General features: G+C 62.7%; 24 protein-coding genes and 1 other RNA gene. 9 read left to right on the forward strand and 16 right to left on the reverse strand.

Annotated features, from left to right (window positions below):
- The first annotated feature begins 130 nt into the window (after positions 1-130).
- Both ACIQ3Q_RS07940 and ACIQ3Q_RS07945 read left to right on the forward strand, forming a co-directional pair.
- On the forward strand, positions 131-880 hold the full coding sequence (locus ACIQ3Q_RS07940; protein WP_210807776.1) for a response regulator transcription factor: 750 nt from the start codon (positions 131-133) through the stop codon (positions 878-880).
- Positions 881-1,073: 193 nt separating this feature from the next.
- Positions 1,074-3,158 (forward strand): sensor histidine kinase, encoded by a 2,085-nt coding sequence (locus ACIQ3Q_RS07945; protein ID WP_396268503.1) that lies wholly within the window; start codon positions 1,074-1,076, stop codon positions 3,156-3,158.
- A 67-nt stretch (positions 3,159-3,225) separates the two neighbouring features.
- Here ACIQ3Q_RS07945 and ACIQ3Q_RS07950 read toward each other — a convergent pair whose 3' ends face one another.
- Together ACIQ3Q_RS07950 and ACIQ3Q_RS07955 are read right to left on the reverse strand one after the other, a co-directional pair.
- A complete protein-coding gene (locus ACIQ3Q_RS07950) occupies positions 3,226-3,864 on the reverse strand; it encodes a CoA transferase subunit B (protein WP_396268505.1) in 639 nt (212 codons plus the stop codon).
- A gap of 13 nt (positions 3,865-3,877) precedes the next feature.
- Positions 3,878-4,576, reverse strand: coding sequence for a CoA transferase subunit A (locus ACIQ3Q_RS07955; RefSeq protein WP_396268506.1), 699 nt, complete (start codon positions 4,574-4,576; stop codon positions 3,878-3,880).
- Between the two features lie 93 nt (positions 4,577-4,669).
- Between ACIQ3Q_RS07955 and ACIQ3Q_RS07960 the strand changes: the two genes are divergently transcribed.
- Together ACIQ3Q_RS07960 and ACIQ3Q_RS07965 are read left to right on the forward strand one after the other, a co-directional pair.
- Complete coding sequence (locus ACIQ3Q_RS07960) at positions 4,670-5,101, forward strand: PaaI family thioesterase (RefSeq protein WP_396268508.1); 432 nt, start codon at positions 4,670-4,672, stop codon at positions 5,099-5,101.
- A gap of 10 nt (positions 5,102-5,111) precedes the next feature.
- Entirely contained in the window at positions 5,112-5,657 is a 546-nt protein-coding gene (locus ACIQ3Q_RS07965; protein WP_396268510.1) for a LuxR C-terminal-related transcriptional regulator, read from the forward strand.
- Between the two features lie 196 nt (positions 5,658-5,853).
- On the opposite strand, the gene ACIQ3Q_RS07970 is transcribed toward ACIQ3Q_RS07965, so the two are convergent.
- From ACIQ3Q_RS07970 to ompA, 14 genes are all read right to left on the reverse strand, one after another.
- Positions 5,854-6,111, reverse strand: a complete 258-nt coding sequence (locus ACIQ3Q_RS07970) for a hypothetical protein (protein WP_396268511.1) — start codon at positions 6,109-6,111, stop codon at positions 5,854-5,856.
- A 460-nt stretch (positions 6,112-6,571) separates the two neighbouring features.
- Positions 6,572-9,661 carry a DUF927 domain-containing protein gene (locus ACIQ3Q_RS07975; RefSeq protein WP_396268512.1) on the reverse strand — a complete coding sequence of 1,030 codons (3,090 nt, stop codon included), beginning with the start codon at positions 9,659-9,661 and terminating at the stop codon, positions 6,572-6,574.
- A gap of 57 nt (positions 9,662-9,718) precedes the next feature.
- Positions 9,719-10,027, reverse strand: a complete 309-nt coding sequence (locus tag ACIQ3Q_RS07980; protein ID WP_396268513.1) for a hypothetical protein — start codon at positions 10,025-10,027, stop codon at positions 9,719-9,721.
- Positions 10,024-10,455, reverse strand: coding sequence for a hypothetical protein (locus ACIQ3Q_RS07985; protein ID WP_396268514.1), 432 nt, complete (start codon positions 10,453-10,455; stop codon positions 10,024-10,026). Before ACIQ3Q_RS07985 ends, ACIQ3Q_RS07980 begins: the two co-directional genes overlap by 4 nt.
- The gene (locus tag ACIQ3Q_RS07990; RefSeq protein WP_396268515.1) at positions 10,452-10,877 is read right to left on the reverse strand and encodes a hypothetical protein; all 426 of its coding nucleotides are present in this window, start codon (positions 10,875-10,877) and stop codon (positions 10,452-10,454) included. Before ACIQ3Q_RS07990 ends, ACIQ3Q_RS07985 begins: the two co-directional genes overlap by 4 nt.
- The gene (locus tag ACIQ3Q_RS07995) at positions 10,874-11,233 is read right to left on the reverse strand and encodes a hypothetical protein (RefSeq protein ID WP_396268516.1); all 360 of its coding nucleotides are present in this window, start codon (positions 11,231-11,233) and stop codon (positions 10,874-10,876) included. The genes ACIQ3Q_RS07990 and ACIQ3Q_RS07995 overlap by 4 nt, the downstream gene beginning before the upstream one ends.
- Before the next feature lie 311 nt (positions 11,234-11,544).
- Positions 11,545-11,850 carry a hypothetical protein gene (locus ACIQ3Q_RS08000; protein WP_396268517.1) on the reverse strand — a complete coding sequence of 102 codons (306 nt, stop codon included), beginning with the start codon at positions 11,848-11,850 and terminating at the stop codon, positions 11,545-11,547.
- Positions 11,847-12,131 carry a helix-turn-helix transcriptional regulator gene (locus tag ACIQ3Q_RS08005; protein WP_396268518.1) on the reverse strand — a complete coding sequence of 95 codons (285 nt, stop codon included), beginning with the start codon at positions 12,129-12,131 and terminating at the stop codon, positions 11,847-11,849. Before ACIQ3Q_RS08005 ends, ACIQ3Q_RS08000 begins: the two co-directional genes overlap by 4 nt.
- A gap of 99 nt (positions 12,132-12,230) precedes the next feature.
- The gene (locus ACIQ3Q_RS08010) at positions 12,231-13,178 is read right to left on the reverse strand and encodes a hypothetical protein (protein ID WP_396268520.1); all 948 of its coding nucleotides are present in this window, start codon (positions 13,176-13,178) and stop codon (positions 12,231-12,233) included.
- Between the two features lie 945 nt (positions 13,179-14,123).
- Positions 14,124-15,425 carry a tyrosine-type recombinase/integrase gene (locus tag ACIQ3Q_RS08015; protein ID WP_396268522.1) on the reverse strand — a complete coding sequence of 434 codons (1,302 nt, stop codon included), beginning with the start codon at positions 15,423-15,425 and terminating at the stop codon, positions 14,124-14,126.
- 172 nt (positions 15,426-15,597) lie between these two features.
- Positions 15,598-15,969: a transfer-messenger RNA gene (gene ssrA / locus ACIQ3Q_RS08020) on the reverse strand.
- Positions 15,970-15,983: 14 nt separating this feature from the next.
- The gene (locus ACIQ3Q_RS08025) at positions 15,984-16,649 is read right to left on the reverse strand and encodes an HAD family hydrolase (RefSeq protein ID WP_396268523.1); all 666 of its coding nucleotides are present in this window, start codon (positions 16,647-16,649) and stop codon (positions 15,984-15,986) included.
- Positions 16,646-17,347 (reverse strand): bifunctional 2-polyprenyl-6-hydroxyphenol methylase/3-demethylubiquinol 3-O-methyltransferase UbiG, encoded by a 702-nt coding sequence (gene ubiG, locus ACIQ3Q_RS08030; protein ID WP_396268524.1) that lies wholly within the window; start codon positions 17,345-17,347, stop codon positions 16,646-16,648. Before ubiG ends, ACIQ3Q_RS08025 begins: the two co-directional genes overlap by 4 nt.
- A 71-nt stretch (positions 17,348-17,418) precedes the next feature.
- The gene (gene ompA, locus ACIQ3Q_RS08035) at positions 17,419-18,087 is read right to left on the reverse strand and encodes an outer membrane protein OmpA (protein WP_396268525.1); all 669 of its coding nucleotides are present in this window, start codon (positions 18,085-18,087) and stop codon (positions 17,419-17,421) included.
- A gap of 271 nt (positions 18,088-18,358) precedes the next feature.
- Between ompA and gyrA the strand changes: the two genes are divergently transcribed.
- From gyrA to ACIQ3Q_RS08060, 5 genes are read left to right on the forward strand one after another with little or no spacing between them, the layout of a single operon-like run.
- Positions 18,359-20,998 (forward strand): DNA gyrase subunit A, encoded by a 2,640-nt coding sequence (gene gyrA / locus ACIQ3Q_RS08040; RefSeq protein WP_396268526.1) that lies wholly within the window; start codon positions 18,359-18,361, stop codon positions 20,996-20,998.
- Positions 20,995-21,585, forward strand: coding sequence for a hypothetical protein (locus tag ACIQ3Q_RS08045; protein ID WP_396268527.1), 591 nt, complete (start codon positions 20,995-20,997; stop codon positions 21,583-21,585). Before gyrA ends, ACIQ3Q_RS08045 begins: the two co-directional genes overlap by 4 nt.
- Positions 21,586-21,604: 19 nt before the next feature.
- Entirely contained in the window at positions 21,605-22,702 is a 1,098-nt protein-coding gene (gene serC / locus ACIQ3Q_RS08050) for a 3-phosphoserine/phosphohydroxythreonine transaminase (RefSeq protein ID WP_396268528.1), read from the forward strand.
- Entirely contained in the window at positions 22,695-23,828 is a 1,134-nt protein-coding gene (gene pheA, locus ACIQ3Q_RS08055) for a prephenate dehydratase (protein WP_396268529.1), read from the forward strand. The genes serC and pheA overlap by 8 nt, the downstream gene beginning before the upstream one ends.
- Positions 23,829-23,838: 10 nt before the next feature.
- Complete coding sequence (locus ACIQ3Q_RS08060; protein ID WP_396268531.1) at positions 23,839-24,714, forward strand: prephenate dehydrogenase; 876 nt, start codon at positions 23,839-23,841, stop codon at positions 24,712-24,714.
- Positions 24,715-24,743 lie beyond the last annotated feature (29 nt).

A 24,743-nucleotide genomic window follows, 5' to 3' on the forward strand; every position in this document is an offset into this window, starting at 1 on the left:
CGCTCAGGCCTGCTAGCATGCCGCCTCTGAAGGGGTGGGCTGCGACGTGATCCGCGCTCACCGAGCCCCTTTGAGGCCGTCGCATCAGCCACGGCCCCCGAGGCGACAAGCTGTGTAGAGAGGTACCCGCATGACCGTCAAAGTTCTGATCCTCGAAGACAACCCGGTAGCCCGGGACTTTTTGTCGCGGGTGCTGCGTGAAGCCTTCAGTGACCCCATCTCCATCACTGAAGCTGGAGACATTGAAACTGCTCGTCAGCAGATTTCTCTGACCGGTCCCCAAGGCCTGCATGGTGCCGACCCGTTCAAGCTGATGCTGCTCGACCTGGAATTGCCGGACGGCAATGGCCTGGAGCTATTGGCCGAGTTGGGCCAGTACCCCGCCACCAAGGTGATCACCACCTTGTACTCGGACGACGAGCACCTCTTCCCTGCCCTGCAGTGTGGTGCTGATGGTTACCTGCTGAAGGAAGACCGGTTCGAAGTGCTGGTGGAAGAGCTGCGCAAGATTGTGCTGGGGCAGCCGCCGCTGTCACCCGCCATTGCACGGAGGCTCTTGACCCACTTTCGACTCGGCGGTGCCGCCGAAGGCACGCCTCCGATGGTCTCGTCAAGTTTCAGCGCACCAGCGTCTTCGGGGCCGGGCTCCAGCAAGCCGCCGGTGCCGATCGAAAAGCCCATGGAACTCCCGCATCTCACCCCCCGTGAGATCGAAGTCCTGACCTACTTGAGCAAGGGCTTCACCATCAAAGAAATCGCCAACCTGATGGGCATCAAGTGGTTCACCGTCAACGACCACATCAAGTCCATCTATCGCAAGCTCAACGTCTCCAGCCGTGCCGAGGCGGCCGTGCTGGCCAGCAAGCAAGGGCTGGTCTGATTGAATTGGGCTTGAAGTCATGAGCCCAGAGCCGACAGATACACACGCACCCAGCGGATTCTTTGGGCCTAGCTCTCGCCCAGACAGTCTGGACAGTGGGGCACTCGAGCTCGCCACGCCGATCAAAGTGCTGGGGCCAGCCCGCATTGGCTGGCGCAGGCATTTGCTGCTCTTGGTGGCTGTCATGGGCTGCATGGCAGTCTTCCTGCTGGCGCGCTGGTTGGCGAACCAGCCGCACATTCCAGCGGAATGGCGACATGGCGCGCGGGGCCAGTTAGAGCTGGCCTCGTCATCACTGCCCCAGTTGGCACCTTTTCTGGGCGCTGAGCTGAAGGGCATCAAGATGCCCAATGGGCAGCTGTCGGCCCCTACATCTCTGGCCACCTCCGAATCCGCACGCTGGATTGCCGATGATCATCGGCGTAACGCTCAGCTTGAGGCGCGCTTGCAAGCGGCTTATGCCTTGGAGGCTGGTCAAGTCACCTTGGTGTTCAGCGAAGGCCGCGAAATCACCCTCAAGACCCATGCCCGGGGCTACTTGGGCTTGGGCGCCATGTTCTGGTTGCTGAGTGCTTTCGCCACGATTTTGTATTTGGTGGGGTGGATTGTCCCGCTGGTACAGCCCCAATTCAGGAATGCACTTTACGGCCTGATGGCCCACGCACAAGCCGCCCAGCTCCTATTGGCGGCCATGGGCTCGGTGCAGGGTTTGGCCTTGCCCCCCAGTCTGACGCTGGCCGATCCCATCATCCGCATCTTGCTAGACCTGATCACCGGCGCAGCCGTGGTGCATGCCATCACCATCCACCCTCGTCGACTACCGGGTGGCGGCTTCATGGCCGTCGCAGTGTGGTTGCTGGTGGTGGCCTACGCCCTGGTCTTTACCCAACCTGGAGCGCAGGGGTCTTGGTGGGTGGCCCAAGGTATTTTGTTGTGCGAAGGTGCACTGACCATCGGCTTGCTGCACTGGTCATACAAGATATCGCCACACCCTTTCGCCTTGGTCATGCGGCGCTTTGGCGACGTGACGCTCATCACCCTCACCTTGCTGACCTTGGCGGTGGCCATGCTGCCCATGCTGCCTCAGGAGGTGCAACCTGCCGCGGCGGCGGGACCGGTGATCTGGGGCGTGTTTTTTGCGTCCATCGTCTTGCTGATTCCCTTCATCGCCCGCTCGCAAAACGTGATGCGCGAGTTCGCCATGCTGGCGGGCGTCAGCACCGTGGCGACCTCGGTCGACCTGCTGTTCGTGGCGGCTTTTTCGTTCAGCCAGTTCGCCTCCTTGACGCTGTCGCTGTTCTTGGCCCTGGGGGCCTACGCGGCCATTCGCCATTGGATTGTTCAGCAAATGATGGGCGCCCGCACGCTGACCACAGAGCGCATGTTTGAGCACCTCTACCGCATCGCTCGTGAGGTTGAAGCGAGGCCCGAACGTGCGGGCGACCGCATGGCCGAGTTGTTGCGCCATGTGTTCGAACCCTTAGAGACCGTTTTCACCCATGGCACAGACCGGCACAGTCGCATCTCAGGCAACGGCGCCGTGCTGCTGGTGCCCATGCCCAACTTGGTGCAAGGCCCAGACACTGACGGCATGGTGGCTTTGCGGTTTGCTGAGCGCGGCAAGCGGCTCTTCACCCCTGAAGATGCGCGGCTTGCAGACCGAATCTTGGAGCAATTGATGCGGGCACTCGCCCACGACCGCGCTGTCGAGCGCGGCCGCAGCGAAGAACGCACCCGCATTGCGCAAGACCTGCATGACGACATTGGTGCGCGCCTGCTGACCCTGATGTACAAATCTCCCAGCAAGGAGATGGAGGATTACGTCCGCCACACCCTGCAGGATTTGAAAACACTCACACGTGGCTTGGCCGCGCAGAGCCACCCTCTCTCACACGCCGCTGCCGAATGGAAGTCGGACATCACGCAGCGCTTGGCCGCCGTGAAGTGCGAACTGGAATGGAGCGCCAGCTACGACCAAGACCTGACCCTCAGCGTCGTCCAATGGTCGGCCTTAACGCGCATCTTGCGCGAGCTGGTCAGCAACGCTATTGCCCACTCCAAGGCTCAGCATGTCAGCATTGAATGCACCTTAGAGCAAGGCCACTTCAGTATCGTCATGATCGACGACGGTGTCGGCCGCGAACCCAAACGCTGGTCGCACGGTTTGGGCTTGGGTGGCATTCGCAAGCGGGTGAAGATGCTGGGCGGCAGCGTGCATTGGCAAGAGCGCGAGCCACGGGGTGTGCGCTGCGAGGTGTTGATCGACTCGCTGCGCTGACCACTGATCGGTGAGTGCACACAAAAAAAGGGAGCCGGTGGCTCCCTTTGTTTTGTCTGAGCAGCGCTCAGTGCAGCGGCACACCGGTCTTGGCTTGCAGCTCTTCCCGGGTCACGCCCGGTGCCAGCTCCACCACAGTCAAGCCTGCAGGGGTCACGTCCAGCACAGCCAGGTCCGTGATGATGCGGTTCACCACGCCCAAGCCCGTCAAAGGCAGGGTGCATTGGGGCAAGAGCTTCATGTCGGTGCTGCCGTCCTTCTTGGTTGCCACGTGCTCCATCAGCACAATGACGCGGCCGACGCCGGCCACCAAGTCCATGGCGCCGCCCATGCCCTTGACCATCTTGCCAGGGATCATCCAATTGGCCAAGTCGCCCTTCTCAGAGACCTGCATGGCCCCCAAGATGGCCAGGTTGATCTTGCCGCCACGGATCATGCCGAAGCTGTCTGCACTGCTGAAGATCGAAGAGCCGGGCAGCGTGGTGACCGTCTGCTTGCCGGCATTGATCATGTCGGGGTCGACTTGGTCTTCGGTCGGGAAGGGGCCAATGCCCAGCAGGCCGTTCTCGCTTTGCAGCCAGACTTCCATGCCCTCGGGCACATGGTTGGCCACCAGGGTGGGCAAACCAATGCCCAGGTTCACATAAAAACCGTCCTGCAGCTCTTTTGCAGCGCGGGCGGCCATTTCATCGCGGGTCCATGCCATGGTGTGTTTCTCCTCAGGCCTTGCGGACAGTACGTTGTTCGATGCGCTTCTCGGGCGTGGTGTTCAGCACGATCCGATGCACGAAGATGCCAGGCAGGTGGACCTGATCCGGGTCGATCGCGCCGGTCTCGACGATCTCTTCGACCTCCACCACCGTCAGCTTGCCGGCCATGGCCACGTTCGGGTTGAAATTGCGCGCGGTGCGGCGGAACTGCAGATTGCCGCTCTTGTCGGCGCGGAAGGCCTTGACCAGCGACACCTCAGGCGTCAATGAACGCTCCATCACATAGGTGTGGCCGTCAAACTCACGCAACTCTTTGCCTTCTGCCACGATGGTGCCCACACCGGTCTTGGTGAAGAAGGCCGGAATGCCAGCACCACCGGCACGCAGCTTTTCAGCCAAAGTGCCTTGGGGCGTGAACTCCAGTTGCAACTCGCCCGCCAAGTATTGGCGCTCGAACTCTTTGTTTTCGCCCACATAGCTGGAGATCATCTTCTTGATCTGCCGCGTGGCCAAAAGTTTGCCCAGGCCGAAACCATCGACACCGGCGTTGTTGGAGATGACGGTCAGGTCCTTTTTGCCGCTGGCTTGCAGGGCGTCGATCAGGGCCTCAGGGATGCCGCAGAGGCCAAAGCCGCCAACGGCAAGCAGTTGGCCGTCGTGGACGATGCCGTCCAGCGCGGCCGCTGCGCTTGGGTAAATCTTGTTCATGGGTGAAAGCCTCCGGGCTTGTTCGGATGGGCACGAAGGGTACTACGTAACACATTACGTAGTCACTACGTAGATTTGACTAAGGCCCGACCCATGCCCCCTGACACCTTGCCCTTGACCACGGTTGAAGACGCCCAGCGCATGCTGGATCAACTGTTTGCCCCCTGGGTGCAGGCCTTGGGCCTGCAAGCTCGCAGCGTCGAGGGGTCGGAGGTTTGCCTGCGCCTGCCTGTAGGCCACGAGATGGTGCATGGCGGTGGCGTGGTCTGCGGCCAGACCTTGATGGCCGCCGCCGACACCGCCATGGTGCTGGCCATCTCAGCCCAGCTCGGCGCCTTTCAGCCCATGACGACCGTGCAGCTCAACAGCAGTTTTCTAAGGCCTGTGCCTAGGCAAACCACGCACTTGGACGTCATCGCCACGGTGTTGCGCCCAGGGCGCCAAATCGTGTTTGGCAGCATAGATATCCGTCTCCCAGACGGCAAGCTCGCCATGCAAGCCACCACCACTTATGCCCTGCTGTGAGTCTGCCTGAATGATCGACCTCGACTACCGTACCGCCTTCGACATGGCGCCCATTGGCCTGGTGCTCTCCCGTCACCGGCTCATGGTCGACGTCAATCAGCAGTTCCTGGCTATGTTTGGCGGCACCCGAGATGAGCACATTGGCCAGTCCTTTGAAGTGCTTTATCCAAGCTCTGACGAGTACCAACGCACCGGCGCACGCATCATCGGCAGCCTAGGCGCCGACGGCCGCTATGCCGACGACCGCGTGATGAAGCGCCGCAGCGGTGAGCACTTCTGGTGCCACGTCTCGGGCCGCGCGCTCGACGCCCAAGACCCCCACGCTGCCGGCATCTGGAGCTTTGAAGACCTCTCGGCCCGCCGCGTGCTGAAGGTGGACTTCACCGCCCGCGAGCGCGAGATTGCCGCGCTGCTGATTGAAGGCGACACCAGCAAGCAGATCGGCAAAAAGCTGCAAATCAGCCCCCGCACCGTGGATGTGTACCGTGCGCGCTTGATGCGCAAGGTCGGCGCCGCAACAACGCCGGAGTTGGTTCACAGGCTGTTGTCGGGTTGAGGGTGCAATAAAGAAAACGCCCTGAGGGCGGAAGCCTTCAGGGCGTTTGCGCAGGTGGTGGGCCGGGGTCACTTGAACTCACCTATGAAAACGCATGTTTGAGCGGTCGAGTTCTTGCAAAAGTTCTTGCAGGACGGGCTCACAGCCCTACCGGCCAGCAGGCCCGAAACCAGCGCCAGCGGCCAAGGCTTGGCGCTCAGTCCGCCGCTTCCGGGTCAACTGGTGCGCCCGAGGTCGGCAGCGGCTTGAGGAAGCGGTCTGCAAGCTCTTTCAGCGCCAGCATGGCGCGCAGGTACTCCCCAACCCACAGGGGCACGGGGGCCAGCCCCTTACGCCAGCGCCAGATGGTGTTAGGCACCAGGCCGACACGGCGGCAAAAGTCTGAGCCCTTCCACTCCAGGGCGGCTAGGGCACTGTCGAGCTGGTCGGGGGTCATGGCTTGGGGTTCTTGCATGGGGCACCTTTGGGGCTGTTCACTACGCTGCTCGCAGCGTAGCACACGAATGAAAGTAGATCAAAAACCGGCTTTTTATCTACTTCGATTTAACATAACGCCCGTTGTTGCAAGTAGGATTCTGAAGTTATGCACACAAATGAGCGTGATTTATCTACTTTAATCAATGGGTTACGTTGATCTGCCCATTTATTGGGCACTTGCGCTCTACTTGCACGCATTACGCAGGGTCACTTATCCACAGACGTATGCGAATCGCAACACCGAAAAGACCACCACCCGGCGCAAATGTTCGGCCCGGCTGTTTTTTTGACGGGATCAACGGGATCACGGGATCAACTCCCCGCAAACCCGCATGAATGCTAGGTTTTCTTGATCCCGTCACACGCTGGGGGGTTGATCCCGTCCACTCGGTGACGGGATCAACTTTCAGGGCTGGCGCTGTATGCCTGTCCAGCGCTTACAGCTCATCAGAGAAGATCGAGGGCTTCACGTGATAACAGGGTGTCATGCCCATGCCGGGCAACCGTACCTTGTTCATGAGCCTATCGCGCTCATGCTTGAGGTGCCCACGCTTGCGCAGCAGCTCGGCCACGGCCTTGGGGTCGAAGCCCTTGCAGGCATCACGCCGGAAGGCCTCGGGCAGCACCAGGAATTCAACCAGGCCTTCTAGCTTCTCCCGGTCGCCGCCGCCTGTCTTCTCCATGTAGTCGGTCGCTGAATCGAACTTCAGCGGCTCGCCTTCACTGTCCACCATGCGCTTGAAGCCCACCCGTAGGGCCGTATTCGGGCGGTGGTCATCCATGCCCCTATGCATCCAGGTGAACAGCGCATCGCCGTTCTTCTCCAGCCAGGCGCGCACCTGTCGCAACATGGCCGCATCTTCCCCGTTGTCCAGGTGCCCACGCGCCCCAAGCCAAGCATTGAAGCAATGGCGGGCAGCGTCCGCAGCGTGGCCCGCTGGCCAGGGCGCAATGCCCGCCTCTATCGCCAGCTCACCGGCCACGGCCACCAGCGCAAAGCGGGCACCCACGCGGCGCACTTGCTCGCTCGCAGCCTCGGGCACGATGGCCCCTTTGTACCGCTCCAGCATTGGGGCAATGCGGCCCGGCATGGCCGCAAACCTTGGGGCCAGCCACTCTAGCCAGGCGCGGCCCGCTGTGCCGTACTGGCGAGCCCCGGCCATGGTCACAGCATCGGCCAAGTCGCCCGGCCCTTCATGCCCGTGCAGCACCTCCAGGCCCCCCATGCCAGCGCCAGCGTCAAGGGGAATGTCAACCATGCGCACCTCTTGGCCCGCCATCACCCGCTTACCGGCCTCGGCCATGTGCTGCGCCATGCTCATCTCGCCCGAGGACAGGAACAGCAGACGCCACGTGCGGCGCTTGCGGTTGACCCCGCCCCGAGTGTTGCGGCCCTTCTCTTGTTCGTTCGCCAGCAGGTAAGCACAGTCACCCACCACGCGCCCGTCAACCTGCCCGATCTCATCCAGGATCAACAGCCCGTCACAGTGCTGCACGGCGGTCGCTTCTAGGGCGTTGTCCGTGGTGCGCCAGCGCTGCATATAGGTGGGCTTGCCCCACACGCTGGCGGCCACCTTCAGGGCGGTGGTCTTGCCCATGCTGGAATCCCCCCGGAAGTGAAAGCCCCCGCTTTCCATGCCAGCCAGGCGCAGCAGCGGCCCGGCAAAGGCACAGCCCAGGGCGAACAACAAGCGAGTGTTGCCCTCGCACAGTGCGCCCACCTTGTGCTGCCAGTCGGCCAGCTCGCCCCGGCTTGAAAACGTGTTCTCCATGCCGCTTTCGCTTTGGAAGACATACCGGCGTTCTTCAGCCTCACCAATGCAGCCCGAGGGCAGCACAAACACCCCGCCTTCATGCCAGCCCACGCGGTCAGTGCAGGTCGCCCGCTCTTTGGGGTTGCGGGTGTCGATGTACTGGCCTACCAGATTGCGGGCCTTCACGCCTGGGGCCATCTGTAGGCCCATGTCACGCAGGCGGGCGGCCCACTCGGCCCCCTCGCCACTCAGCAGGCTAGAAGGCATGGCCCACTGTTTGGCGTTGCCGTCCAGGTCTTCAAACTCCAGCAGGCAGCCCCAGCCGTTGGCATCGTCGCCACGGGTGCGGGCCGTGACACGCAGGGGAGCGCACAGCCATAGGGGCGGCTTTTCGTTGCCGTCCGCATCGCGGGCGATGAAGTACACGCCCGAGGGGGTCAGCTCGAAGGGGTCACGGCCAGGCTTGCGGCCCTGGGGCTTGGTGTCGTCGTCGTCATCGTCGCCCGCTTGGCCATCGCCATCACCACCACGGCCACCACCACCAGCGCCAGCAGGTGCAGCATCACGGCCAGGCGCTGGCGCTGGTTTTTGGGCCTTGGGGGCACGCTGGCCCGCGTCTTGATGCGCTGGCTCATCCGGCCCGGTTTCATCGTCTCCATGGCCCGGCTTTGCGGCTCGCCGGGGCTTTGGCACTTGCGGGGCTTGCACCGCAGCGGCCACAAGGGCGCGCACGGCATCCAGGCCCGCATGAGCGGCCAGGTCGTTGAAGTCTGAGCCACCAGCGGGCAAGCCCTCGGGGAAGACTGCACCAGACAAAGCAGCATCGGCCACCACCACCGCACGGCAAGCCGTGGCCGCTTTTTCCCGGCCTGGGTTCTTGCCGGTCTTGGCCTCGGTGTCTTGGTCATCATCGCCACACACCAGCATCAGGGCAGCGGGCAGCAGCTCACGCAGCGCACGGGCCACGGTTGCCAGGTTGCCCGCATCAAAGCACACGGCCACCGGGTAGCCCGTGGCCTCATGCAGCGTTGCAGCGGTGGCGTAGCCTTCGGCCAGCAGCACCACCGCAGCGCCCGCCGCATCGCCCACCGTGTGCCACAGCCCAGACTTTCGGCCACCGGCCAGGAAGCGCTTTTCTCGGGCACCCTTGGCGTATTCATCGGCGGTGGGTTGCCTGGGCATGATGCGCTGCACGTTCAGCAGCTCGCCCGCACCGTTGCGCACGGGCACCAGTAGCGTGCCGTCCGCCAGGTAGCGCACCCCGTGGCCCTGAACACCCTTGCGGGCTAGGTAGGGGCTCACGCCTTGGGGGCTGGCGCTGGCCCACAGCTTCACGGCCTCGCGTGCGGCTGCATCGGCCCGCCGCCTGTATTCGGCCTCTTGGGCGGCTTGTTCTTGCTTGCGCTTCTCAGCCAGGCGCAGGCGTTCGGCTTCAGCCTTAGCCCGGTCGGGTGCAGACGCCTGCACGCCATCATCAGCGGGGAAGGTGAACCCGTGGCCCTTTGCCACCATAAACAGGGTTCCCACCTTCACGCGGCCCCCGGCCTTGATGCTGCGCCAGGCCTCACGGGCTGAAGCCTCGGTGTAGTTCTGGCCCCCTTTGCTCCATTCGTCCCAGAGGTCAAACCCGGCTTCACTCAACTCAGCCTTAACGGCCATCCCGAGGCGCACCCATTCCTCACGGTCGAGGTCAGGGGGAATCCAGCTCAGAGCATCGCGGATCAGCTCGGGCGTGATGACGCGCTCCGCAGGGGTGCGGTTGTTTGTTGGCATTGGTCTATCTCGCATGGGGTGGCGTGCGGCTCATGCAGACGCCTGCACACCACCCGATTACAGGCACTCGCGCCAGGTCGCCACGGTGGACGGCTCGCCCGGCTTTGATGCGGCGATGGGCTCGGCTTCACCCTCGGGCGTGAGGGTCAGCACACCAGGCAGGCGGAAGTGGGCAATCAGCCAAGTGGCCCCGCACTTCAGCTTGAGCTGGGGCCGCTCTCCACTGGTCTGGATGATCTTGGCGGCGCGGGCCAGCCATTGGGCCGCGTCCGCCTCGGACTGGATGCCACCGGCCCGGCCTTGCGGTTTGCCAGCCAGGCCACCCACCATCGAGGCCCACGGGTCGGCAGGCTTGCGGCCCGTCATTGCCCGGTCCCCGCTTGCAACGCCTCGGTGTAGCCCAGCGCGAAGTCATGAAAGCGGGAAATGTCATTGCCAAGCATGTCGGTCGCGGCCATCGCCAGGCGCAACAAGTGGCCCGCATCGTTGCCATTCAGCAAGGGGCGGCAGGGGTTGCCGTCGCCGTCGGTCATGGCTTCATCAACTTTGATCTGCTCCAACATGCGCAGGGCCAGTGAGACGCCATTGGCAACGTCATAACTGCGGCTCACCAGCTCAAGCACTACATCAGTCGGCAGCGTGGGCGCAACGTCACGGGCACTCAGCCATTCAAAGGGCTGGTGCAGGGCCTCCACGGGGCCATGCGGGGGCTGTGCAAGGTGCGGCAAGGCCTGGGGTGCGGCGCTGGCCGTTGCGGCTGTGCTGGCCGTCTTGGTGGTGGTGCGCTTGGTCATGCTGCACCGCCAATCTCTTGGGCCACAGTTGAGCCATCCGCCAGGATCACACGCAGGGAAATATCGCCCTCAGTCATCCACTCAGACAGGCCCCCCACGTAAGCGTGGCCACCACAGGCCATATTGAGCCCGTCCACCTTTGCGCCCGTGTGCAGCACTTGCGCGGCCATGGCAGGCAGGCCAGAGTAAGCGCTGTCCCGGTGGGCCTCTTTCAGTGCCTTGGCAACGGTGCAAAGCTCGTCGGCGGTGCGCTGCGCAAAGCCTGCCAGGTCGATCTTTAACGCGGCTTGCTGTGCCTGGGCTTGCTGCACGGCCACGGCCAGCGGGTGCGATGCTGCAAAGCCTTCAGCGGCCAGGGACAGGGCCAAGCCTTCCAGGGTGTGGGCGAGTGTGTTCAGGGTGGTGTGGGTGGTGGTGTTCATGCTGCGCTCTCCGTGGTGGCTTGGGCTTGGTGGTGGGCTGTGTGGGTGTGGGCCACAGTGCCCAGCTCGGCAGCATCAGCAGCCAGCACCAGGGAGCGGGCCAGCACGCGGCAGTCAGCAGCGGCCAGATTAAGGGTGCGCTCGCTGGCGCTGGTTTGCACGGTCAAGGTGACGGCCCGGCCAACAGCGCCAGCCGTGCGAGTGCTGAAGACACTCAGCAGCGAATCACCCACCAGGCAGACGCCATGCAGGCGGCGCGTGCGGGTCGAGGTGGGAACGCGGTAGAGGGGGCGGCGCTGTGCTGCGCCAGGTGCGGGGGATGTGGGCGCGGATGTGCCCAGAGGTGAACCAGCCATGGTGTCGGCTCCTTTTGCGGTTAAGTCAACCGCCGCCCCCGCTTCCAAACGAGGGTGACGGCCCGAAACGGGGTTGGAAGACCGGGCAAAAGGGACCGGCGCACCCGAAGGCGCCCCCGTCCGGGCCGTCTTAGAAACGGACACCAGACGCAACGTGCGATGAAAAAAACCGCTCTTGAACCCGGCTTGTTTGCCGGGCCATAGGCGGCCGCACGCCTTTTGCTTCGGGCTTCCACACCCGGCCCTTGATGTGCAAGGGCGAGCGGAGTGTATGCCAAGACGCGGCACGGGTGCAATGCAGGCCGGGCGGGTCATGGTGTGTCGCCCTCGGTCACTTCCAACACATCCCACTTCTGAGGCAGGGAGCGCGCCAGCGTCTCGCCGGTCGTGTAGTCGGTCACCACTAAGCGACTGGTCGGAATCTGGGGCTCGCAGGGATCACCGACAACCACGCTTTCATAGGCGGCCATTGCCCGTATGGGGTTCAAGGCTCGCAGGTCGTGGAATGTGCGCTTCAGAATCCGATGGTTCTTATCCGCACGCCTGTAGGCAGCGAAAAGGCGAGCGAAGCGCTTCAGCAGTTCGGCCTGCACATCATTGGGAAGTCGGGGGTTCATGCGGCCCCCTGATTGCTGGCGCTGGATGTGCCCACAGCCTTGGTTTGCCGACTGGCGAGCCACGCGGCCACAGCCGATGAACGCCAGGCCACGCAGCGTGCAGACACCTGCACAGGCGCGGGGAACTCGCCCCGCTTGACCATCGCGTAGATGGTCGATTTCTTCAGGCCCGTAGCGGCCTCAGTGGCAGGCAGACGCCACAGCGCATCGACCGGCGCGGCAGCGGTGACACCAGCACCAGGCGCAGGGGCCGGGCCGGTTGAAGTGTGGACAAGGTGCATAGCGGTTCCTTGAGGGTTAAAGACGCCCCGTGCGTCGAAAACCTCAGTGGGAACCGTTACGCCATTACGGTTCAAGGCCCGTAATGCGTAATGGTGCGGCTAGGCCTGTCGCTTGTCCTTGTTGGCGCGTTTGAGCTTTTCCAAGCGGCTGGTGCTGCCCCGCCAATGGGTCGCTATTGACTCATGCTCTACACGCTCCGGGTGATGGTCTGGAAGGCCTCTATTCCAGGCCTCGGCCACCGTGATGCACGCATCCTTGATTGACACCCCAAGAACATTCAGGTCGATGATTTGGCGGCGCAGTTCCTCGGTGCTCTGTTGAGTCCATTGGTCGGCCTTGTTCTTTGGCCGCTTGAACGTGGCCACCAGTGCCGCAACCTTGGCGGAGTTCTCCGCACGGCTCGGCAATGCGAACAGCTTCGCCGGTTCTTTGGCGCGGTGAACAATCTCCAGCTCAGGAAGGACACGGGCCACACCGACAACCGACACAGCCAGCCGCCCCACCAGCTCATGCCCGGCCCACGCTGCATAGGTCTGCGCCTTGATGCCTTCGACCGTCAACAGCTCGGCCAGGTCGGCAGCGGTGTAGATGTGGCGCGGCATCCTGAGCACCGGCTCACCCTCAAGCATTTGCAGGTAAGCATCACCACCAAGGATCTCGCGCATCTCATCAAGAACAGCTTGGTACTCAGTGAAGCGGTGGGGGTTCTTTTCCTCCAGGTACCAGCCAGCCGCCCATGAAGGGCTGGCCCCGTTGATGCGCTGGTCAATCTGTGCGAACAGCTCATTGAACATGCGACTCTTGGCCGGGCTCACGAAGTCATCCATGAACGGGAAGCCCGGCGCGGCCTCGCTGTCAGCCATCAGGAACCATTCAGCCTCTTGAACGTCAGCCAGGCGCTTGCAGGTGGCTGCAACGCGCTCCCGCCACGGCCCCCACTCGCTCAGTGCATCGACGATGGCAACTAGGCGCACCGAAGTAGTGTTTTCAAAGGTCGCAGTGATGGCCGGTTGACCGAGTGCGACAGGCGATAAGTCCAGCTTCATGAAGCCCCCATTCCCCCCGTCGCATCAGTGAAGCACCGCACAGCCTAACGGGGGTAAGGCATCGCGCCGGGGATCAATCGGCGCGTGTGCGGTGCCTGCCTATGGTACAGGCTCATGCAGTGAGCCAGTGCAGACGCCTGCACCATCCCGTCGCGCTGTTGGCGGCCCCGGGGTGTCCCTGTCGCGCCCAATTTCCAGGGCGATGCACCAGGGAGGGAGCGGGGCCAAGACCACAGCCAGCACGCAGGCCAGCCAGGCGGGCAAAGGTGGGCCAAGGTGTGCCGCTGGCCGGGCCACCAGGTCGGCCAGGCCGGGCGAGCTGGTGACAGGCCATAGCAGAAAAGACCCCCCCCACCCCCAAAACCTACGCGTACAAAAATCCGCCTATGGCGTCGGTCCTCTGATTGGACACGCTCAGAGATTTAACCCCCCCCTCCGGGGTCTGGGCGTGCCTGCACCTGGGGCCGATCACCCATGAAGGGGGGCCAAGGCACACCCAAAGGCAGGGGGAGAGAGTAGAGAGAGAGTATTCATAGCTCATCCCTATTGATCCCGCCGTCCCGTTTTGATCCCGTCCTTGATCCCGTCACCCAGCGCCAGCCCAAACCGCCCGCTAAGCCGCGTCAATGCTGGGTTTCTTGGTTTTGGCCTTGGCCTTGATCCCGTGTTCCCGCCCGGCTTGCGCATCCGCCCGGCCTTTTTTCCGCACCTGTTGAGCCACTGGTGCCCAACCCGGCCCGAATATGGCGCGAAGGATGAACCGCCACGCCCCCACCACGGGCACAGCGGCAACCCATGCGGGCAGGCCCGCACGGCCTGGCCAGCGCACCCGGCCAGCGGCCAGCACAGGCACGCAAGGCAATGCAGGCCCTTGCGGGCCAAGCTAGAAGGACGAAGGCCCGCCATAGGGCGGGCCGGTGTGGTGGTGCGGGCGGCTCGGTGTGGTCAGGCCACGGCTTGCCCAGGGCGCAGGGGCAGCACCTGGGCACCCGTGCGCAGGCGGTCAAGGTACGCGGCCCACTTGGTCATCAGCTCCCGGCGTTGGTCGAGGTACTGCGTGCGGTTATATGCCCGGCCCAAGGCATCGCCCACGGTGTGGGCGAGCTGTGCCTCTATCACCTCGGGGGCAATGCCCAGGCGCTCAGCGGCCATGGTGCGGGCCATGGCCCTGAAGCCGTGGGCCGTCATGTCTTCATTGGCATAGCCCAGGCGGCGCAGGGCGGTGCGCACAGTGTTCTCGCTCATGGGGCGTTTGTCGCTCAGCAGTGAGGGGAACACGTAGCGCCCGGCCCCTGTCAGGGCTTGCAGGTCTTGAAAGACGGCCACGGCCTGGGGGGCCAGGGGCACCAGGTGGGGCGTGCCGTTCGCCTTGGCGTCTTTGGTGCGCTTCATCATGTCCGCCGGTATGGTCAGCATGGCCCCGGCCAGGTCAAGCCATGCCGACTCGATTTGACGCAGCTCACCAGGGCGCAGGAACAGCAAGGCCGACAGCGCCAGCGCGGCCCGTGTAATGGGGTTGCCTTGGTAGTCGGCCATGGCTCGCAGCAGCTCGCCCGCCTTCACGGGGTCAACGATGGCGGCATGGTGGCGCGTGGGCACGGGTGGCAGGGCGTCCCGTAGGTCGGCGGCAGGGTTGCGCACGCACTGGCCCGAGGCGATGCCATAGCGGAAGACTTGCCCGCACGCATCCTTTGCCCGGTGTGCGGTTTCGATGGCCCCACGGTCGATGATGCGGCGCAGCGCGGCCAGCAGCTCGGGCGGCTCAATCTCGGCCAGGGGCTGGCGTCCGATGTAGGGGAACACATCTTGTTCCAGGCGCACGCGGGTTCTTTCCGCATGGCCGGGGCTTACCTTGGCCCCGTGGACATGGGCCAGCCACTCACGGGCCACGGCCTCAAAAGACCCAGACGGGGCTAGACCCTTGTCCGCCCGCTTGGCTTCAGCTTGCTGGCGCTGTTGTTCGGCCTTGCTGGCTTGCCGGGCTTGGCTCGGGTCTATGCCTTGGCTCACCAGGGCGCGGAATTCGTCGGCCTTGGTGCGGGCCAGGCCTAGGCCGGTGTCCGGGTAGGTGCCCAAGCTGATGTTGTTGCGCTTGCCGTTCAGCGAGTAGGCAAACCGCCAGCCGTGCGCCCCGCCCTTGACGAAGGTCAGCAGGTAAAGCCCGTCGCCATCGTTCAGGCGGGCCGGTGCGGTGTCCGCCTTGAGGGCGCGAATGGTGGTGTCTGAGGCGATTAGGTTGCGTGCCACTGCAAGAACTCCGAAGCCGAGTTCTCGCAGCATAGCAAGTTCTTGCAGAAGTTCTTGCACCTCGGGCCGGATGTTGGCGGACGTTCTCGCACCCTAACGGACAAGAAAAAAGGGCTAAGCTGTTGATTTGCTTAGCCCTTTGGACGTTCACGGACGCCCGCGAACATTAGAGTGGTGGAGCCGGGGGGAATTGAACCCCCGTCCGTAAGCCATTGCCAGGTAGATCTACGTGCTTAGCTGTCTGATTTGAATCTCGCTCCCCAGGTCGCGCAGCAGCACGCTACCCAGGACGCCAGCCACAAAGTCTCGTCTTCGGATGTGTGGCACACCCGAAAACCAGCCCATGTGAATGTCATCTCAGCCCTTGCCTTGCGGCTCAGGCCCGGCCCATGGGCCAACCGTTGAGATGCTCAGCCGGTATTAAGCGGCGAGTGCGAACGTAGAGTCGTTTGCAGTTACTTTGTTTCCAGTGGTTTTACGAGCGAACTGGTGCTCGGCATGCCCTAATCCAACTTTGAACCCACGTCGAAACCAGGTCGGCCCCGTGAGAACCTCAGTTTACGCCTCTTCCAGCCATTTCAAGAGCTGCTGCGGACTTGAAGCGATGAAATCTGCGCCCCAGTCCTCAATGTGCTCGCCTTGCCCGAGATAGCCCCAGCCCGCCGCGACCGTGCGCATGCCGGCAGCACGCCCGGCTTCGATGTCTCTGAGGTCATCACCCACATAAACGCACGCTTGAGGCGACACCGCCAATCTTCGCGCGGCTTCAAGCAGTGGTTCGGGGTGAGGTTTGGCATGCGCCGTGGTATCGCCGCAAATCAAGACGCCGCTGTTGGCCAATGCAGGCAAGCCGGCCACCACCGGTAGCGCGAATCGACTGTTCTTGTTGGTGACGATGCCCCAAGGGCAGCTTTCGTCCTGTAACACAGCCAGCACAGGCAGCATGTCGGCGAACACATGAGTGTGCACCAAGAGAGCGGATTCGTACTGTGCCAAGAAGGCGTCGCGAAGCGCTTCGAACTTCAACTCGCCTGGGCTGACACCAAAGGCCAACCCCACCATGCCGCGCGCGCCCGCACCCACCATCGGGCGGAGTTGCTGGTAAGGCAAGGCGGGCAGACCGTGTTGCGCTCGCAAAGCGTTGGCGGCGCCTGCCAAATCGGGCGCACTGTCGATCAAGGTGCCGTCGAGGTCGAACAGCACCGCTTGAATATCCTGCCTCATGTGGGACGACGGCAGGCCATCAAGTAGTTGACGTCGGTGTTGGCTGACAACCAATATCGTTTGGTAAGGGGGTTGTGCTCCAAACCCTTGAACTCAATAAGCTCCAGCGCCGCTTCGCGCGCGAAGCCCGCCAACTCGCTGGGCCGGATGAACTTAGCGTATTCATGGGTGCCTTTGGGCAGCATGCCCAGCACATGCTCAGCGCCCACAATGGCCAACAAGAAGGCCTTGGCGTTGCGGTTGAGGGTGGAGAAAAACACGTGGCCGCCAGGCTTCACCAAGGCCGCACAAGCCCGCACCACAGAAGCCGGGTCTGGCACGTGCTCCAGCATTTCCATGCAGGTCACCGCATCAAAACCTGCCGGCTGCTCGGCTGCCAAGGCCTCAACCGCGACTTCACGGTAAACCAAGCCACTGACACCCGCTTCCATGGCATGAAGCTGAGCCACCTTGAGCGGCTTGGTGGAAAGATCAATGCCCAGTACATTGGCGCCGCGCAGCGCCATGGACTCGGCCAAGATGCCACCGCCACAGCCGACATCCAGCACACGAGCACCCTGCAAGGTCGCGTGCGATGCGATCCAGTCCAAACGCAAGGGGTTGATTTGGTGCAAAGGGCGAAACTCGCCTTCTAAATCCCACCAGCGATGGGCCAAGTCGCCAAATTTGCTCAGCTCTTGAGTGTCTGCATTCACCATGGTGCGAATCTTAGCTTTGAAAAAGCAAAAACCCCGCCGAGGCGGGGTTTTGGGGGCAATCGGAAAACCGATTACTTGGTGGCGCGAGTACCGACGACCTCGATCTCGACACGGCGGTTCTTGGCCTTGCCTTCCTTGGTCTTGTTGTCGGCCACAGGCGACTTCTCGCCCTTGCCTTCGGTGTACACGCGGTTCTTCTCGATGCCAGCGGCAACCAAGTAAGCCTTCACGGAGTCTGCACGGCGCACCGACAGGGCTTGGTTGAAGGCGTCAGAGCCGTCGCTGTCGGTGTGACCGACGGCGATGATGACTTCCAGGTTCACGCCCTTGGTCTTAGCAACCAGGTCGTCCAACTTGGCCTTGGCTTCAGACTTCAGCACCGACTTGTTGACGTCAAAGAAGGCGTCAGCAGCGTAGGTCACCTTTTCGCTCACGGGAGCGGCTGGAGGCTTCGGAGCAGCTGGGGGAGCCACAGGAGCGGGAGGTGCCACAGGGGCGGGAGCTGGCTTGGCTACCGGGGCAGGTGCCGGAGCAGCTGCCTTGATAGCGCCGTCGCAATCGGCAGCGGCGGTAGCCGGTGTCCAAAAAGCATCGCGCCAGCACAGTTCGTTGGTGCCGTTCTTCCACACCAAGCCATCAACGTTGCGCCAGTTGTCAATAGACTGGGCGAAAGCGCTCGACAGCGGAGCAGCAAGCGCAGCCGATGCAAACAGCACCGCTACCTTGTTCAATTTCTTCATGATTCTCCTCTCAAGGAAAGCCGCAGTAACTCTGCGTAACGTCCAAATCGGAAGCGAGAAAACCTGGCAAACACCCGGTCCTTGCGAGCGCTCACCACCGATGACTCATTGTGCCATAGGGCATCGCTCACGCCGTATTTTGCGCTGCCGAGCGCGACAGTCGGCCCGCGATGTTGCGCAAGTGCCACAAGAGATGGCCTTTAGAATCAGGCCCTCGTCCACATTGCCCGGTCTGTCTGGCTGATACAAAAAGGCCAACAGCACCCTGCCCATGACCCAATTCGCCAAGGAAACTTTGCCCATCAGCCTCGAAGAGGAGATGCGGCGTTCGTATCTGGATTACGCCATGAGCGTGATCGTGGGGCGGGCCCTGCCTGATGCCCGCGACGGATTGAAACCCGTGCACCGGCGCGTGCTGTTCGCCATGCACGAGCTGAACAACGACTGGAATCGCCCCTACAAGAAATCGGCGCGTATCGTTGGTGACGTCATCGGTAAGTACCACCCCCACGGTGACACCGCGGTGTACGACACCATTGTTCGCATGGCGCAAGATTTCTCTCTGCGTCACATGCTGGTGGATGGCCAGGGCAACTTTGGCTCGGTGGACGGCGACAACGCCGCCGCCATGCGATACACCGAAATCCGGCTGTCGAAAATCGCCCATGAAATGCTGGCCGATATCGACAAGGAAACCGTCGATTTCGGGCCCAACTACGACGGCTCCGAAAAAGAGCCTTTGGTGTTGCCCGCACGCTTGCCCAATTTGCTGATCAACGGTGCCGCCGGTATTGCAGTGGGCATGGCCACCAATATTCCACCGCACAACCTCAATGAGGTGGTGGACGCCTGCTTGCACCTGCTGAAAGTGCCGGACGCCACGCTGGAACAGATCATGGAGATCATTCCCGCGCCCGACTTCCCCACGGCCGGCATCATTTACGGCATCAATGGCGTGCGTGAAGGCTATCGCACCGGGCGCGGCCGTGTGGTCATGCGCGCCAAAGTGCATTTCGAAGATATCGACAAGGGCAGCCGCCAATCCATCATCGTTGATGAACTGCCCTACCAGGTCAATAAGAAGACGCTGCTGGAGCGCATTGCCGAGTTGGTGCACGAGAAGAAGATCGAAGGCATCAGCCACATCCAAGACGAGTCGGACAAATCCGGCATGCGGGTGGTGATTGAGCTCAAGCGCGGCGAAGTGCCTGAGGTGGTGCTGAACAACCTGTACAAGCAAACACAGCTGCAGGACACTTTCGGCATCAATATGGTGGCGCTGATTGATGGCCAGCCCAAGTTGTGCAACCTCAAGCAGTTGCTCGACATCTTCTTGGAGCACCGCCGTGAAGTGGTGACCCGCCGCACCGTGTTTGAGCTGCGCAAGGCCCGCGAGCGCGGCCATGTGCTGGAAGGCTTGGCGGTGGCCCTGGCCAACATCGACGAGTTCATCCGCATCATCAAAGAGTCGCCCACGCCGCCGGTGGCCAAGGCCGCCTTGATGCAACAGAGCTGGGATTCGTCATTGGTGCGCGAGATGTTGGCCCGTGCCGACAGCGAGAACCCTGGTGGTGCTGCAGCCTACCGCCCTGAGGGCTTGTCCATGCATTTCGGCATGCAGGCCGATGGCCTGTACCGCCTCTCCGAAGACCAAGCGGGCGAGATTTTGCAGATGCGCCTGCAGCGCCTTACTGGCCTGGAGCAAGACAAGATCGTCGGCGAGTACAAAGAGGTGATGGCCGTCATCGCTGACTTGCTGGACATCCTCTCCAAGCCCGAGCGCGTGACCTTCATCATCAGCGAAGAACTCACCGCGCTGCGCCAAGAGTTTGGTCAAACCAAAGTCGGCGCACGCCGCTCGGTGGTGGAGCACAACGTCCAAGAGTTGGGCACCGAAGACCTGATCACGCCCACCGACATGGTGGTGACCCTGAGCCACACGGGCTACATGAAGAGCCAACCGTTGGCCGAGTACCGGGCACAACGCCGCGGAGGGCGCGGCAAGCAGGCCACGGCCACCAAAGAAGACGATTGGGTCGACCAGCTCTTCATGGCCAACACCCACGATTGGATTCTGTGCTTCTCCAACCGCGGCCGCGTCTATTGGCTGAAGGTCTGGGAAGTGCCGCAGGGCGGCCGTGCCAGCCGAGGCAAGCCCATCGTCAATATGTTCCCGCTGCAGCCCGGCGAGAAGGTCACCGTAGTGCTGCCGCTGACCGGTGACAACCGGGTCTTCCCGGCAGACCGCTTCATCTTCATGTGTACCGCTCGCGGCACGGTCAAGAAGACGGCGCTGGACGAATTCAGCAACCCCCGTAAGGCCGGCATCATTGCCGTGGACTTGGACGAAGGCGACCACCTGATTGGTGCCGCGCTGACGGACGGCAAGCACGACGTGATGCTCTTCAGCGATGGCGGCAAGGCCGTGCGCTTTGACGAAGACGATGTGCGTCCGCTGGGCCGCCAAGCCCGTGGCGTGCGCGGCATGATGCTTGAAGACAGCCAAGCGGTGATCGCCATGCTGGTGGCCGAAGACGAAAGCCAAAGCGTGCTGACCGCCACCGAGAACGGCTACGGCAAGCGCACCAGCATCGTCGAGTACACCCGCCACGGCCGTGGCACCAAGGGCATGATCGCCATCCAGCAAAGCGAGCGTAACGGCAAGGTTGTTGCGGCTACGCTGGTGCGTGCTGAGGACGAGATCATGCTGATCACCGACAAGGGTGTGCTGGTGCGCACACGGGTCAGTGAAATTCGTGAACTCGGTCGCGCGACCCAAGGCGTGACGCTGATTGCGCTGGACGATGGCTCCAAACTCAGCGGCTTGCAGCGCATCGTCGAGAACGACGCGCAACTCGAAACCCCAGGCGACGCAGAGACTGACGGCGCCGCAGACGAAAGCAACACGTGAACTTCATCCTCAAAGCCACCCTGCCCGTCGCCCTGAGCTTGGGGCTTTTGGGCGGCACCAGTGCCGCCATGGCGCAGTCGAAAAAAGAGTTGGTCGCCAAGGTCGTCCAACTGCAGCAAAGCGCCATCGAGAACATGGCCCGCGAACTGGCTGAGCGCCCCGCCATGGCCATGCTGCAACAGGCCGACGGCGTGCTCAACACCCGAGTGCCGCAAGAAAAGCGGGCTGCAGTGGCCAAGGAGATTCAGGCCGACGTGAAGCGATATGCGGACGATGCCGTCCCCATGCTGCGCGATCGTGCTGTCAAGCTGGGCCCCACCACCATCGGCGCACTGCTTGAAGAGAAGCTGACCGAAGCGGAGCTGAAGGAAGTCATCGCCATGCTGGAGTCGCCCACGGTGCGCAAGTACCAGGCGCTGGCCGGTGAAATGGAAAAGGTGCTGGCCGAAAAGCTGGTGGCCGAGACCCGCACTGCGATGGAAGCCAAGATTTCGACGCTGGAACAGAACGTGGTCAAGCGCCTGAATGCCGCCGCGCCGTCGGGTGGTGCCTCTGCGCCTGCGCCCGCCAAACCCGCCAAGAAGTAATCCTCACCGCACTGCGGCCATGCTCAAGCGCCCCTTCAATTTTTCTGCTGGGCCTGCGGCCTTGCCCGAGGCCGTTCTGCAGCGTGCTGCCGACGAGATGTTGGACTGGCACGGCAGCGGCATGAGCGTGATGGAGATGAGCCACCGTGGCAAAGAGTTCATCTCCATCTATGAAGCCGCAGAGCGCGATCTGCGTGAACTGCTGGCTGTGCCGCCACAATTCCGTGTGCTGTTCATGCAAGGCGGTGGCCTGGGTGAAAACGCCATCGTGCCCATGAACCTGTCGCGCGGTGGCGCAGTGGATGTGGTGGTCACCGGCTCTTGGAGCAAAAAGTCGCTGAAGGAAGCACAGCGCTACTGCGATGCCCAGGCAGCGGCCAGCAACGAAGCAAGCCGCCACATAGACCTGCCCGCCCCCACGCAATGGCGCCTGCGCGCAGACGCGGCCTATGTGCATGTCTGCAGCAACGAGACCATTGACGGCGTTGAGATGCACACCCTGCCTGACCTGGCCGCGCTGGGCTGCCGCGCGCCGCTGGTGGTGGATGCGTCTTCGCACATTCTGTCGCGCAGCGTCGATTGGTCGCGTGTCGGCCTGCTGTTTGCGGGTGCGCAAAAGAACATCGGGCCTGCGGGCGTGACGATTGTGGTCGTGCGTGAAGACCTTGTCGGCCACGCTTTGGCCATCTGCCCGTCCGCCTTCGATTACAAGTGCGTGGCTGATAACCAGTCCATGTACAACACACCACCCACCTATGGCATCTACATTGCTGGGCTGGTGTTTCAATGGCTGAAGGGCGAAGGCGGCATCGCCGAGATGAACCGCCGCGCCCAGGCCAAGGCCGATTTGCTGTACCACTACCTGGACGACAACGGCGGTTTTTATGCCAACCGTGTGGCGCATGACGCGCGCTCGCGGATGAACGTGCCCTTCTTCCTCAGCCAAGAGACGCTTAACGACGCGTTTCTGGCGGGAGCCAAAGAAGCTGGGCTGCTGCAACTCAAGGGCCACAAGTCCGTGGGCGGTATGCGTGCATCGATCTACAACGCCATGCCACTGCAAGGTGTGCAGGCGCTCGTGACTTACATGCAGGACTTTGCCCGCCGCCATGGCTGATGCTCCCTCCCCCAGCTCCCCACCCGCTGCCTCCAGCGACACGCCGCCAGCACTGCTGGCCTTGCGGCACCAGATCGACACCGTTGACCGCGAACTGTTGGCCCTGCTGAACAAGCGGGCCAGCTTGGCGCTGGCGGTCGGCTCGCTCAAGAAGAAAGAAGGCTCGGTGGTCTTCAGGCCCGAGCGTGAAGCGCAGGTGATTGATGGCCTCAAGGCCGTCAACCAAGGCCCGCTGATGACAGAAACCATTGCGCCGATTTGGCGCGAGGTGATGTCGGCCTGCCGTGCCTTGGAGACACCCACGCGCGTCGCCTACCTTGGCCCCGCGGGCACTTTCAGTGAAGAAGCCGCCTTAGGCTACTTCGGGTCTTCCTTGGTGCGCGTCATGTGCGCCAGCATCGATGAAGTGTTTCGCACGACGGCCGCCGGTGCGGCCGATTTTGGTGTGGTGCCTGTTGAGAACTCCACTGAAGGCGTGGTCGCCCGCTCACTCGACATCTTTTTGACGACGCCGCTGTTCATCATCGGCGAGACCAGCCTGTTCGTGCGCCACAACCTGATGCGCAAGGACAATGCACTGGAAGGCATTGAGGCGGTGTGCGCCCACCCGCAAGCCTTGGCCCAATGCCACGGCTGGCTTTCGGCCCACTTGCCGCATGCCGAGCGTCGGCCAGTTTCTAGCAATGCCGAAGGCGCCCGCATGGCCGCGCAAGATAGCCGCTTGGCTGCTATTGCCAGCGTCCGGGCCAGCAGTGAGTACGGCTTACACGTCATCTCACCGGCCATTCAAGACGACCCGCACAACCGCACTCGCTTTGCCATCGTCACGGACCCGCATCGACACCCTGCACCCAAGGCTTCAGGCCACGACTGCACCAGCTTGGTGGTGTCGGTCAGCAACCGGCCGGGCGCGGTGCACGACATGTTGGTGCCGCTCAAGAAGCACGGGGTCTCGATGACCCGCTTTGAATCGCGGCCAGCGCGTTCAGGCCAGTGGGAGTACTACTTCTACATCGACCTGCAAGGCCACCCTGACGAGCCCCAGGTGCAGGTGGCGCTGCAAGAGTTGCGCGAGGCCTGTGCCTATTTCAAGGTGCTAGGCACCTATCCCCTGGACACGCATTGAGAGACTCCCAGTGAAGTATCAACAACTGGGCCTGATCGGCTGCGGACTGATGGGCGGCTCCTTCGCCTTAGCCATGAGGCAGGCTGGCTTGGTCGGTCGGGTGGTGGGCTACAGCAAGTCCCCCTCCACCACCGAGCGGGCGCGCCAGATGGGCGTGATCGATCAGCCCGCCGAATCGGCGCTGCTGGCCGTCGCAGGCTCAGACATCGTGCTGATGGCCGTTCCCGTGGCCGCTACCGATGCCACTTTCAAAGCCATCCGTCAGTTGGTCAAACCCGAAGTGCTGTTGATGGACGTGGGCAGCACCAAGCGCGATGTGGTGGATGCCGCTCGGCGCACTCTGCGTGAACGCATCGGCTCCTTTGTCCCGGCGCACCCCATCGCTGGCAAAGAATTGGCCGGCGTGGAGCATGCCGACGCCCAGCTCTACCGTGATCGGCAGGTCATCTTGACCCCCATCGCGCAAACTCAGCCAGAGCTGGTGGTGCAGGCCGAGCAACTCTGGACAGCGCTGGGCTGCCAGGTGCGCATCATGTCGGCCGAAGACCACGACGCCGCCTTCGCCGCCGTCAGCCATCTGCCGCATTTGCTGGCCTTCGCCTATTTGGCTGGCGTGATGCAGCAAAAGGAGAGCGAAACCTTTTTACAGTTGGCCGGGCCGGGCTTTCGGGACTTCACTCGCATTGCTGCCAGTGACCCCGCCATCTGGCGCGACATTCTGATCGCCAACCGCGAGGAAGTGCTCAAGCAGTCCGAGCGCTTCCGCGGTGCCCTGGGTGTGCTGGAGCAAAGCCTCAAGGACTGCCAAGGCGACTCCTTAGAAGCCTTGATTCAAGGGGTTGCCCAAGTGCGCAGCCATTGGCGCTTGAACGCCCGTCAAAAGTAAGTTTTCCTCGCGCCAGCTGGGCTGGCGAT

Source organism: Ideonella sp., from assembly GCF_044358605.1.
GTDB lineage: Bacteria > Pseudomonadota > Gammaproteobacteria > Burkholderiales > Burkholderiaceae_C > Ideonella.